The sequence below is a fragment of the Pradoshia sp. Z5_111 genome, assembly GCF_058267535.1.
In genome coordinates, this window is the sequence record NZ_JBZCPQ010000019.1 from 1 (window position 1) to 12,349 (window position 12,349).

12 protein-coding genes, 1 other RNA gene and 1 other annotated feature are annotated in these 12,349 nt (G+C 37.9%); of the genes, 3 read left to right on the forward strand and 10 right to left on the reverse strand.

The genetic code is table 11. From position 1 onward, the window contains the following. Positions 1–222 precede the first annotated feature (222 nt). The 7 genes from AC4D4A_RS19030 to tadA form a co-directional block, all read right to left on the reverse strand. Positions 223–489, reverse strand: a complete 267-nt coding sequence (locus AC4D4A_RS19030; RefSeq protein WP_490997276.1) for a pro-sigmaK processing inhibitor BofA family protein — start codon at positions 487–489, stop codon at positions 223–225. Positions 490–566: 77 nt separating this feature from the next. Then, on the reverse strand, positions 567–782 hold the full coding sequence (locus tag AC4D4A_RS19035) for a YaaL family protein (RefSeq protein ID WP_066103333.1): 216 nt from the start codon (positions 780–782) through the stop codon (positions 567–569). A 21-nt stretch (positions 783–803) separates the two neighbouring features. After that, positions 804–1,400: a recombination mediator RecR gene (gene recR, locus AC4D4A_RS19040; RefSeq protein WP_490997277.1), complete on the reverse strand. Its 597-nt coding sequence runs from the start codon at positions 1,398–1,400 to the stop codon at positions 804–806. An 11-nt stretch (positions 1,401–1,411) separates the two neighbouring features. Further along, positions 1,412–1,735 (reverse strand): YbaB/EbfC family nucleoid-associated protein, encoded by a 324-nt coding sequence (locus AC4D4A_RS19045; RefSeq protein WP_490997278.1) that lies wholly within the window; start codon positions 1,733–1,735, stop codon positions 1,412–1,414. A gap of 18 nt (positions 1,736–1,753) precedes the next feature. Next, positions 1,754–3,442: a DNA polymerase III subunit gamma/tau gene (gene dnaX, locus AC4D4A_RS19050; protein WP_490997279.1), complete on the reverse strand. Its 1,689-nt coding sequence runs from the start codon at positions 3,440–3,442 to the stop codon at positions 1,754–1,756. Between the two features lie 128 nt (positions 3,443–3,570). Beyond that, an RNA gene (ffs, locus tag AC4D4A_RS19055) (signal recognition particle sRNA large type) lies at positions 3,571–3,835 on the reverse strand. 91 nt (positions 3,836–3,926) lie between these two features. Continuing rightward, positions 3,927–4,424, reverse strand: coding sequence for a tRNA adenosine(34) deaminase TadA (tadA, locus tag AC4D4A_RS19060; protein ID WP_490997280.1), 498 nt, complete (start codon positions 4,422–4,424; stop codon positions 3,927–3,929). A 143-nt stretch (positions 4,425–4,567) separates the two neighbouring features. Here tadA and AC4D4A_RS19065 point away from each other — a divergent pair, with 143 nt between their 5' ends. Both AC4D4A_RS19065 and AC4D4A_RS19070 read left to right on the forward strand, forming a co-directional pair. Continuing rightward, positions 4,568–5,206, forward strand: coding sequence for a deoxynucleoside kinase (locus tag AC4D4A_RS19065; protein ID WP_490997281.1), 639 nt, complete (start codon positions 4,568–4,570; stop codon positions 5,204–5,206). Beyond that, complete coding sequence (locus AC4D4A_RS19070; RefSeq protein ID WP_490997282.1) at positions 5,203–5,877, forward strand: deoxynucleoside kinase; 675 nt, start codon at positions 5,203–5,205, stop codon at positions 5,875–5,877. The genes AC4D4A_RS19065 and AC4D4A_RS19070 overlap by 4 nt, the downstream gene beginning before the upstream one ends. A gap of 514 nt (positions 5,878–6,391) precedes the next feature. Here AC4D4A_RS19070 and serS read toward each other — a convergent pair. From serS to guaB, 3 genes are all read right to left on the reverse strand, one after another. Continuing rightward, complete coding sequence (serS, locus tag AC4D4A_RS19075) at positions 6,392–7,672, reverse strand: serine--tRNA ligase (protein WP_490997283.1); 1,281 nt, start codon at positions 7,670–7,672, stop codon at positions 6,392–6,394. 51 nt (positions 7,673–7,723) lie between these two features. Next, positions 7,724–7,953 (reverse strand) — a binding site (T-box leader). Positions 7,954–8,024: 71 nt separating this feature from the next. Further along, a complete protein-coding gene (locus tag AC4D4A_RS19080) occupies positions 8,025–9,347 on the reverse strand; it encodes a serine hydrolase (protein WP_490997284.1) in 1,323 nt (440 codons plus the stop codon). 123 nt (positions 9,348–9,470) lie between these two features. Next, entirely contained in the window at positions 9,471–10,937 is a 1,467-nt protein-coding gene (gene guaB / locus AC4D4A_RS19085) for an IMP dehydrogenase (RefSeq protein WP_490997285.1), read from the reverse strand. A gap of 112 nt (positions 10,938–11,049) precedes the next feature. On the opposite strand from guaB, the gene AC4D4A_RS19090 reads away from it, so the two are divergent. Beyond that, entirely contained in the window at positions 11,050–12,021 is a 972-nt protein-coding gene (locus AC4D4A_RS19090; RefSeq protein ID WP_490997286.1) for a YaaC family protein, read from the forward strand. Positions 12,022–12,349: the final 328 nt, after the last annotated feature.

Genomic DNA, 12,349 nt, shown 5'->3' on the forward strand with positions numbered 1-12,349 from the left:
GTTTTGTTTAGTTTTCAAAGAACAATCTGTTTTGTTGTCGTTTTGGCGACTTAATTATCATATCAAGTTAGCAACCTCTTGTCAACAACTTTTTTATTTTTTCTTTATCGCTTGCTTCATATTATTTACTGCAGCAGCGACGTTTATTAATATACCACTTACATATCTATATTGCAATACTTTTTTAAAAAAAAGTTAGACTGCTGATTGCAGCCTAACTTTTCAAGGGATAATCCATTTTTGAATTACTAGTAAAGCTGCAACTCCTGGGAAACCTAAAATTCCAGATACAAGCGTAGTGGATGGATTAATCGGGATATGCATTCCATATTTTCCGCCTACTATATTAACAATATATAATATAACGGCCCCCATAATCAGCTTGATTGAAAAATGTCCCAGTAACCTTAATGGCTTAAAAGGTGTCCCAACCAGGAATAATAAAAGAATCATACCGACAACAACAGCGATAAATACACCATGTTCCAATTAAACCCCTCCCAAGTATTTGTTCATACTGTATGAGACAGGCCATTAAATTAGAACAATTGTTTAGTACTCATCACCTACTTGACTGATATTTTCCGTTTCCGTGCTTCTTTAAATAAATAATAATATTTTAATTCACTCAACTTTGCTTGGGAGATTGTATCAAATGAAGGATCGTAACTCGTTTCGATAAGGCTTTTATGGTTAAACCAATTCACCTTCATTGTACCGATATCCTCCAGAAGCTTTTCATCAAATTCCTTGCGCAGCTTTCCTTTTCTACGAAACAACAAGGTATTTCCTCCTTACCATCGTTACAATTCTCTTCTACCCTCGATAGCTTTTGATAAGGTAACCTCATCTGCATATTCCAAGTCACCGCCAACTGGAAGACCGTGAGCAATACGAGTAACTTTTATACCAGTTGGTTTTAATAGTCTGGAGATATACATAGCTGTTGCTTCTCCTTCAATATTAGGGTTTGTAGCCAGAATAACTTCCTTTACCGTTTCATCCTGCAATCTCTTCAATAGGCTTGGAATATTTATATCTTCGGGTCCTATTCCATCCATTGGAGAAATACTGCCATGCAACACATGATAAAGTCCGTTGAATTCTCGCATTTTCTCCATAGCAATTACATCTTTTGGTTCTTGTATGACACAAATAATAGATTTATCGCGATAATCATCATCACAAATATAGCAAGGATCTTTATCTGTAATATGCCCACATACAGAACAGTACATTAAATTTCTCTTTGCATTGACTAATGCTTTCGCAAAGTCCAACACAGTGTCTTCCTTCATGTCCAAAACAAAAAATGCCAGTCTGGCGGCCGTTTTCGGGCCAATACCTGGCAATTTCATAAAACTGTCTATTAATTTGGATATCGGTTCAGGATAATGCATGATTTTTCTCCTTACATGAATCCTGGCGGTAAATTTAACCCTTTAGTAAATTGACCCATTGTATTATTCGTCAATTCATCCACTTTTCTTAAAGCGTCATTTGTAGCTGCAAGCACAAGGTCCTGCAACATTTCGATATCGTCAGGATCCACTACTTCTTCTTTGATTTTCACATCAACGATTTCTTTATGGCCTGTAGCTATAACTGTCACCATGCCGCCGCCAGCTGTACCTTCGATTCGTTTTTGACCAAGCTCTTCTTGAGCCTCCGCCATTTTCTTTTGCATTTTTTGCATTTGTTTCATCATATTTTGCATATTGCCCATTCCGCGCATATTGTTACCTCCATAAAATTAATCTTTTATTTCTAAAAGTTCATCGCCGAAAAGTTCTCTTGCTTTAAAAATCAGCGGATCTTCTGTTTCCTCATTTGTCTCTTGAGATTCCGGTTGGTCTTGTTTTTGAGTAGAAACAAACTCCTGGCGAATTTTATGCCAGCTTTCTTCCGGTATGCCAACAATATCATATGCATTGCCTGTCACTTGCTGTAGTGTACCCTTTAAACCACTGATGAACTCCTGATTATTCATAGCCATTTGGCAATGAATTTCATATTTGAATTTTAACACAAAAGCATCATTAGAGGCAGCTACAGGTTCTGCATCATTTAATAATGCCGCCTGTGATTTTTTCAGCGATTCAAGCATTCCGCCCCAATTGCTTTTTATCTTTAATAAATCCGGCTTGGTTGCTCTTTTTAATATATCGTTAACTCGGCCTACCGGCACTTTAAATGATCGATTTGTTGTTACCTTAGGTTTTTCTTTGGCAGGAGCTGAGTCTTTGTTAATCGCAACTCCATTTTCACGTATGGCGTTTAATTCAGTTTCCAGTTGATTAATTTTATTCATTAGTTTTTGAATCGTATCATCTGAAACTGAACTCTTGCTGCTTTCCGGTTCACTTTGGCAAAGCCTTACCAACAAAACCTCTAAAAATATTCTAGGATGACTGGACCACTTCATTTCCTGAATAGAACGATTCCATTGATCAATCCAAAAATGAAGCTGATCTGACGAAATGTTTTCAGCAAGTTCCTTGAAATCTTGATCTATATAAACTCTTTCCATAGAATCCTCGAGCTCTGGTGCCGCCTGATAAAGGAGCATGTCCCGAAAATAAAGAATCATATCTTCAACAAAACGAATTGGATCTTTCCCCAAAGCTAATAATTCTTGGAGTTGATTTAATGCTTCGGCTGTATCTCTCTTATAGATTGCACTTACAATCTTAGTTAAAAAAGATTGTGATACAGCTCCAGTAACGGTCAGTGCATCCTCTAACGTTATGTTGTCCGAACCAAATGATATGGCTTGGTCCAGCAAACTTAAGGCATCCCTCATACCGCCTTCTGCCGCTCTTGCGATAACCAATAATGCATTCTGATCGTATGAAATGCCGGTTTCAGTTAAGATTCTTTCCATCCTTCCGACAATATCCTGTGGAGTGATGCGTTTGAAATCGAAGCGTTGACATCTTGAAATAATAGTGAGAGGAATTTTATGTGGCTCGGTAGTAGCTAAAATGAATATAACATGAGCCGGTGGTTCTTCAAGTGTTTTTAATAAAGCGTTGAAGGCCCCTGTTGACAACATATGAACTTCATCAATGATATACACTTTGTACTTAACCGATGATGGCGCATATTTTACCTTATCACGTATATCTCGAATTTCTTCAACTCCATTATTGGAGGCTGCGTCAATTTCTAATACATCAGAGATCGAACCATCTGTTATCCCCCTGCATGATGCACATTCATTACATGGCTCCTGAACCGGGGCATGCTCACAGTTAACTGCTTTCGCTAATATTTTCGCTGCACTTGTTTTACCTGTCCCACGTGGACCTGAAAAAAGGTATGCATGGGATATTTTTTGGTGCAGCAGGGCATTTTGGAGCGTTTTAGTAACATGTTCCTGACCGATCACATCTTCAAAAGCCTGAGGACGCCAAACTCGGTATAATGCTTGATAACCCAATATTCCTGCCCCTTCCTTACATAATCCCTTATATTATATCGTAAATGGTGACATTTACAAACGGCAAAAATGTATAAAAAAAACCATTCTGAATTGAATGGTTTTAATCTTTTTATGTAAAATAACTGCCGTGCACCCTCCGTTGATAGATATCCATAAGCGGAACCAATGCAGTTAGCTCGGTCCAGGCTACCCTGCGGCACATGAGAGGTCTTACTTACTGCTGCTTCCTTCCGGACCTGACAGGGTTCATAAGTTCCCATTGCGCAGGACCCAGACGTCAACACCACTTACAAAGGTCAGACCCTACAGAGTACCTACCGAGGGAGGGAATTCCGTCTTGCTAGAGCGGATTGCAAGTACAGGACACCGCTACCTTCCCACCTAGCACGGCAAATTTGAAACCAATATTAGGCGTCTTTACTGACGCATAAATTAGTATACCTATAAATAAATAAAAATGCAATATCTTGAACCTGTAAAATCATCCATTGTTTTCCGACTGTCTCTTTCTCTTTGCGAGTTTTTTCTTTTCCCTTAAGTCTCTGAAAAAGGAAGTTAATAAATGACTGCACTCCTCTTCACATATCCCTGTAATTACCTCACATTGATGGTTAAAACGCGAGTCATCGAGAAGATTCATAAATGTTCCCGCACAGCCTGCTTTTGGATCATTTGCACCATATACTACCCGATCGATGCGAGACATCAAAATAGCACCGGCACACATCGGGCAAGGCTCCAATGTCACATAAAGAGATGCCCCTTCAAGTCGCCAAGTTCCCAATTTCTCGCAAGCATTCTGGATTGCCAGAATTTCAGCATGAGCAGTGGCACTTTGGTTTGTCTCTCTAAGATTATGCCCACGTGCAATAATTTTTCCATCTTTAACAATAACCGCTCCAATTGGAACCTCATTATTGTCTTGTGCAGCTTTTGCTTGTTCAATTGCTTCTTGCATAAAAAATTTATCATCGTTCATTTTGCTAAAACCCCTTAAACAGTAGGATTATAAAAATATGGACTTTATTTATCAATATTATTTATAATGAATTCTTAAGTCTATATGGTACAATAATACTCGGTCTTTAGAAAAGAGTAACATAAAGGTAAGGAGGACCTCATATGAACCATACCCCATTTATCACTGTTGAAGGTCCCATTGGTGTGGGGAAAACTTCATTGGCGAAAGCAATAGCCAGCCATTTTCAATATAAGCTGCTAAAGGAAATAGTTGATGAAAATCCGTTTTTAGATAAATTCTATGATGATATACAGGAATGGAGCTTTCAGACAGAAATGTTCTTTCTATGTAATCGTTATAAACAATTAGAGGATATTCAACTAAAGTTTATCCAAAATAATCAACCAGTCGTAGCAGATTATCATATCTTTAAAAATCTCATCTTTGCCCAAAGAACTATACAAGAGTCTCAATTCAGCAAGTACAAAGACATATACTCCATCCTAACCATGGATATGCCAAGACCTAATATGGTCATTTATCTGGATGCAAGTATTGAAACGCTCATGCATCGAATTGCACTCCGCGGCAGAGAATTTGAGAAAAATATAAGTGAAAAATATTTAATGCAGTTATCAGAAGACTACGCTCAATTCATGAATGAATTTGAATCAGCTCATCCTGATATTCCGGTACTTCGCTTTAATGGCGATGAAATGGACTTCATCCTCAGAAGAGAAGACCTAGATTTGATCTTAACGTCTGTATCTAATCAACTGCAAAAAGGAGTTTGTTCATGATTCTTCATCCTAAATATCAAATCCCTAAAAGTGCTGTTATTACTGTAGCCGGTACCGTCGGCGTTGGAAAATCTACATTAACAAAAGCATTAGCAGAAGAACTCGATTTTCGTACTTCCTTCGAAAAGGTGGATACCAATCCATATCTTGACAGTTTCTATGCTGATTTTTCACGTTGGAGCTTCCATCTCCAAATCTATTTCTTAGCAGAACGCTATAAAGAGCAAAAACGTATTTTCGAATATGGCGGTGGTTTTATTCAAGATCGCTCTATTTATGAGGATACAGGCATCTTTGCAAAAATGCATTATGACAAAGGAACCATGAATCCAACAGATTATGAAACCTATACAAGTCTTTTTGAAGCTATGGTGATGACCCCATATTTTCCGCATCCTGATTTACTTATTTATCTGGAAGGCTCCCTGGATGATATTCTTAGCCGTATTCAACTACGCGGCAGGGAAATGGAGCAACAAACTCCTGTAGAATATTGGGAGGAAATGCACGGAAGATATGAAAAGTGGATTAATTCCTTTAATGCTTGCCCAATATTGCGATTAAATATTAAAGATTATGATTTAGCTGAAGATCCAAATGCTGTTCACGATATTCTCGAACGTGTATCAGAACAAATTCAGCAATCTGGAAAATTGAAAAAGGTATTTTAAAAACGATACATTTTACCTGTTAGGCTACTTAAAGGACCTGATTCCACTATTCTTACTGGAATCAGGTCCTTTAATTTTATCTCTCTTTCATTCTGCTATTAGATATAGCCCGCCTTTATTTCCCGTAATTCCCTATGCTCTCCACCCACCTAAAACAGATAGAGCTATTCCTACGCTTACAGTTATATCACAAATAATTCGAACCCAATTTAACCACTTCAATATATTATCCTTTATTAAAACATCTATTAAAACACCCCTTAAAAGGTAGATTAATGTCTAACTTTTAAGGGGCAGTTCATTTGTATACAACAAAGGGATATCCACAAACTAATACATGGAGTATGTGGGTATCCCTTTGTTCGTTAATATTTATTTATACACATATTTAGCGCAGGAGGGTCAAACTCCGTCCTTTCAGATGGACTTCGGCAACCCTTCCACGTATATAGCAACTATGGGAATGCACGTCACAATGGTTGCTTTAAATATGATCATCCTCTAGAGGGATATCTTAAGCTTTTGTAATAACTTTTTTTCCACCCATATAAGGTTGAAGAGCTTCTGGAATTAATACAGATCCATCTTCCTGCTGATAATTTTCAAGGATTGCAGCAACAGTACGTCCAATCGCTAGACCAGATCCATTTAATGTATGAACATGCTCAGGCTTAGCGTTTATATCTCTGCGGAAGCGAATATTGGCACGACGAGCCTGGAAGGCTTCAAAATTACTGCAAGAAGAAATTTCACGATACGTCTCGTAGCTTGGAATCCAAACTTCTAAATCATATTTTTTAGCTGCTGTGAACCCGAGATCCGCTGTACACATTTTTAATACACGGTAAGGAAGCCCAAGCAGTTGCAGAACTTTTTCCGCATGGCCTGTCAGTTTCTCCAACTCTTCATAAGAATCCTCCGGCTTTACAAATTTAACGAGCTCTACTTTGTTAAATTGATGCTGGCGAATTAATCCGCGTGTATCACGACCTGCGGATCCTGCCTCAGATCGGAAACAAGCACTGTAAGCAGCATAGCTGATTGGCAACTCGTCGCCAGATAGTATTTCATCACGGTGGTAGTTCGTAACCGGAACCTCAGCAGTAGGAACTAGGAAGTAGTCCTCACTGTTAATTAAGAAAGCATCTTCTTCAAACTTAGGAAGCTGGCCGGTTCCTGTCATGCTTGCACGATTAACTATGTAAGGCGGAAGCATTTCTGTATAGCCATGTTCTTCAACATGCAGATCTAGCATAAAGCTTGCTAAAGCACGTTCAAGTCTAGCGCCTAATCCTTTATAGAATACAAAGCGGCTGCCTGTAACTTTTCCAGCTCGTTCAAAATCAATGATTCCTAAATCAGCAGCTATCTCCCAGTGTGGCTTTGGCTCGAATCCAAAGTCTCTCACTTCTCCCCATTTTCGTGCCTCAACATTTTCATCCTCAGAATCTCCAACAGGAACACTTTCGTGTGGAATATTAGGAATGGTCATCATAATTGAATCCAGTTCTTCTTCAATGGTACGTAATTCCTGATCGAAGCCTTTTATTTTTTCGCCAACCTCACGCATTTCAATAATTAATGCATCGGCATCCTTTTTCTCTTTTTTCAACATAGCAATTTGTTGAGAGACTTCATTTCTTCTGCTTTTTAACTGTTCAGTTTCAACAATTAATTCTCTGCGTCGTTTATCCAGATCCTCAAATTTATCAAGATCATTCAAATCTTCCCCACGGTGTTTTAGCTTTTCCTTAACTTCCTCAAGGTTTGCACGCAATAGTTTTACATCAAGCATATTGAACTCCTCCTTTAAAGTATTGTAAACAAACAAAAAACTCCCGTCCCTAAAAGGGACGGAAGTTTTATCCGCGTTGCCACCCTAGTTATAGGCATTTTATATAAATGCCTACCACCTCATAAGATAACGGCTTTTAAAACCGAGGATATTTATTCTCCTTCAAGATTTCGATATCCTGCTCCGAGATGGATTCATCAGACGATATCGCCAGTTTGCACCACCCACTGGCTCTCTTCAGATATGCTACTCTGATTACTGGTTCTCATCAACGCTATTCGTTTATTCATTTAATATTCTATTAACTATCATACACTCTTCGTGCAACTATATTCAATCAAAAAATAAAATTTTAGAATAAACCTTTAACTGCACCAGTAATACTATCCCACATGTCACCGAAGAAGCCTCCGATTGCTCTCATGGATAATACAAACCAGTTTGACTTTTCAACAGTTTCAGCAGCTACAACATCAACGCTGATATTTTTTTGCCCATCCTCTGTTAAGAAGCCAAGATCATTATTGTCAGATTCAAGAGTTAGATAACCAACCTTATCTCCTTTTTTCACTGGAGCCACCAGATTGCCATCTTCATCAAGCTTGTCCTTATCTAATACTAGTTTAGTTTTAAGATTTTCCTCTTCGCCATTTTTTACAATAAGGTTAATTGCCTTGTTTGTCTCAATAGCTACAGACTTTTCTTTCCCTTTTGCAACAGGTAAAGTTTTTTGACCTTTTACTTGATATCCTTTTGCTACAATTTCTTCTGTGGAGAAATTATTAAAAGCATAGTTTAGTATTTTTTCAGTTTCTGAAAAACGTGACATTTTACTGTCGGCTTTCATTACAACTGAGATATACCTTTTTCCATCTCTTTCAGCTGTTGCAGTGAAGCAGTTGCCGGCAAATTCTGTAGAACCAGTCTTTAATCCATCTACACCATTATATTCCGCAATCAATCCTGGCAACATCCAGTTGAAATTTTTATATGTTTTGCCATCTTTAAATTTTAATTCTGGCTTTTTAGCAGTATCTATCACCTCAGGATAGTCTGTAACTAAATGATATGCCAACTTAGCAGTTGCACGTGCTGACATAAGATTTTCATCATTCTCATCACCTGCTGGATGCTGGCCAAGCAGGCTTGAGTTATTTAAACCGGATGAGTTAACGAATTTGTAATCTTTCAAACCCAACTCTTCAGCTTTCTCATTCATTAATTTTACGAAGTTCTTTTCAGTACCGCCAACCACTTGTGCTAGAGCTACTGTAGCAGCATTACCTGAGAATATGGCCATTGCCTCGTAAAGCTCTTTAACAGTATAAGTTTCACCTTGTGTCAAACCTATATTTGATAAACCTGGAGCTCCTGAGAGTTTATGTACATATTCGTCAATTGTAACAGTTTGATCCCACTTAATTTTCCCGTCTTCAATAGCTTCTAATACAAGATACTCTGTCATCATTTTTGACATAGAAGCTACACCAAGCACCTTATCAGAATTTTTTTCGTAAAGAATCTTTCCACTAGTCGCATCTATTAGTATTGCTGCCTCAGCACTCAGCCCTAGCTCGTCTTCGGCATATGCAGTTGTATTTGTGAATGGAAAAACAAATGTAACAAGTAATGTTAATACAGCAAGTAAAGAAGTTAATTGTTTTGCCTGTCTCAAGTATATCCCCCCTGATTATCAATGATTGTCGATTAAACACTTTTGTTATTGTACCATAAAAGGACTAAAAAAAATAGACAGAGTATAAAGATACTCTGCCTTCTTTTCTTTAGTGATTGAAACTCAGTTATAAGAGTAGTTCGGTGCCTCTTTTGTAATTTGTACATCATGCGGGTGACTTTCTTTTAATCCCGCTCCAGTCATTCTGACAAATTGCGAATTTTCCCTGAGTTCTTTCAAATCTTTCGTTCCGCAATATCCCATACCTGCACGAAGACCACCAATTAGCTGGTAAATCGTATCAGATAATGGACCTTTATAAGGGATTCTTCCTTCTATACCTTCAGGAACAAATTTCTTCGCATCTTCCTGGAAGTAACGATCTTTAGATCCTTTTTCCATCGCTGCTACTGAACCCATACCTCTGTATACTTTAAATCTTCTACCCTGGAAGATTTCAGTGTCTCCCGGACTTTCAGTCACTCCTGCTAGTAAGCTGCCCAGCATAACGGCATGTCCGCCTGCTGCTAATGCTTTGGCAACATCGCCAGAGTATTTGATTCCACCATCTGCAATAATCGACTTACCATGCTTTCTTGCTTCAGTAGCACAATCATAAATGGCAGTGATTTGTGGCACACCTACACCAGCAACAACCCGTGTTGTACAAATAGAACCAGGTCCAATACCTACTTTTACAATATCAGCTCCAGCCTCAATTAACGCTCTTGTACCCTCAGCAGTTGCCACATTCCCTGCAATAATAGTCAACTCAGTAAATGTTTCTCTAATTTCACGTACCTTATCAAGTACACCTTTAGAGTGTCCATGAGCTGTATCCAATACAATGGCATCTACATCTGCGCTAACCAGCATCTCTACCCTCTTCATGGTATCAGATGTAACACCTACAGCAGCAGCGACAAGTAATCTTCCGTATTTGTCTTTTGCTGATCTTGGGAATTCAATTATTTTTTCAATATCTTTAATAGTGATTAAGCCTTGAAGTGTACCCTCTTCATCCACTAGAGGGAGCTTTTCAATTTTATATTGCTGTAGAATTTTTTGCGCCTCTTCTAGATTAGTTCCAACAGGAGCTGTTACCAAGTTTTCCTTTGTCATAACATCATCAATACGCATAGAGTAATCACGAATAAAGCGCATATCACGGTTTGTTATAATACCTACCAATTTCTTTTCTTCTTTGTTGTTAACAATAGGAACACCAGATATTCTATATTTGCCCATTAAATGCTCCGCATCGTAAACCTGGTTTTCTGGAGTTAAGAAAAATGGTTTTGTTATGACACCATTTTCGGATCGTTTTACCTTATCAACCTGTTCAGCTTGTTGTTCAATAGACATGTTCTTATGAATAACACCGAGTCCGCCTTGTCTAGCCATTGCTATAGCCATTTCAGATTCAGTTACAGTATCCATACCCGCACTTATTATAGGAATGTTTAGGGCTAAGTTGTCTGCTAAACTCACCTTTAGTGATACATCCTTAGGTAACACTTCGGATTTACCTGGTATAAGCAATACATCATCAAAGGTTAAGCCTTCTTTGGAAAATTTATCTTCCCACATATTATGTCCTCCATTCCCAAAAAAATTTTATTTGTAGATTAACAATTGGACAAACTACTGTCAAGGTAAAAGTAATTAGTTTAAATTTTCAATCAATTAAAGAGGAGCAGTTATGGCTAAACAACATTATGATTATAATCATCTGTTTTCACCTTATTATTCAACAAACTACACACAGAAATACTTAAAAAAAGCCTATAATAAATTAGAATTACTGAATGCCGATACATATAGTTACGATAACTGCAACAAATTTATTTCCTACCTTGAGACTGGAATGCTTTATTTTAAACAGCTAGATAATCTTCCTATTCAGCTAAAACCGCTTCTTTTATATTATGGGTTTACGCATTTTTTAAAAGCATGTCTATTAGTTGTCGATCCGCTCTATCCAGAAACAACCGCTGTTTTGTCTCATGGGGTATCCACGAGGAAAAAGAAAAAACAACAATATGAATTTCTTTTTGATGAAATTAAAATTCAGCGCCATGGGTTATTTACTCATACAGCTGAGAAAATATATGGAATAAAGCAACTAGAAAACGAAAAAATAGCCATGGTAGACATACTTCAGGAGATTCCGGAACTTGGAATCCTTTTTAAAAGATTAAAAAATAAATGTACAAGTACTGAAGTCCTTTTTAACAATGAGCACACTGTAGTCGAACTACCTATTTTCATTTTGGATCATTATAAAATGACCTCAGAACGGTTTAGGGATTTTTTTAACTCTAAGTGGGGGTTACCTATACAGGAAATACATCTGGAGAGAAACATAATGCATCTGCATTTCAAGCAAGTATACCTTCCCAAACTTGGGAGCATACCCTTTAGATTTAATATACATTCTGACACATACCATCTTTCCTTACAAAAAGAAGGATTAGCCACTACCTTACCAGATCTCTTAATACTCTATTTACTATTGTATAACCTCAGTATGATTTCCAGATATGAAACAGAGTGGTGGTCAGACTTATTTAAGGAGATGCCTTTTTATGATCTTCCCTTTATCAATAGCTTACTGAGTCTAGCCGAAATTAAAATCCCATTCTTGATAGCGGAGTGGTTAGATTGTATATAGAGAACGTCTAATCTAAAAGTCAGTGCGGCTATGCAAAAGGGTTGATAGGTGGTCATCAAGTAAAAGCCGTTTTATTCTGGGTGTCCCTTTCTATATTCCTAGGGAAGGTGGATGGAGAGGTATTTCACTGCATCTATCTAATTGAACTAGACACACCTCCCTTCTATCTCACAATAATTGGCATCTCCATCACAGTCAGCACTCGAAGGGATTCCCCAGTCTAAAAAACCGCACAAAAAAACCAGCTCATGAACTGAACTGGTTTCTTAAATTGCCCGGCAACGTCCTACTCTCACAGGGACTCGCGTCCCAACTACCATCGGCGCTG